The sequence below is a fragment of the Vibrio splendidus 12E03 genome (assembly GCF_000272105.2).
GTDB classification, from domain to species: Bacteria; Pseudomonadota; Gammaproteobacteria; order Enterobacterales; family Vibrionaceae; genus Vibrio; species Vibrio splendidus_I.
This window is the reverse complement of the sequence record NZ_AJZD02000297.1, coordinates 1-244: the sequence shown is the minus strand read 5'-3', so window position 1 is coordinate 244 and position 244 is coordinate 1. Positions and strand designations below refer to the sequence as shown.

Genomic DNA, 244 nt, shown 5'->3' with positions numbered 1-244 from the left:
CACCTATGTTGAAGCCTTCCCCAGCCAAGGGAAGCCTTACTGGTTAGAGGCGCATGCAAATGCGTTCGAGCACTTCGGTGGCGTACCACAACTCTTAGTTCCCGATAACCTACGCAGCGCGGTCACTAAAGCGAATCGTTATGAGCCGAGGCTGAACGACAGCTATCAAAAACTGGCTAATCACTATCAAACCGCTGTGATGCCAGCTCGCCCCTACAAACCGAAAGACAAAGCCAAGGCAGAG

The 244-nt window shown here is 52.5% G+C and carries 1 pseudogene; it reads left to right on the top strand.

Annotation, left to right across the window (positions count from 1 at the left end):
* Positions 1-244 (top strand): annotated as a pseudogene (locus tag A142_RS18620) (DDE-type integrase/transposase/recombinase); the annotation flags it as partial.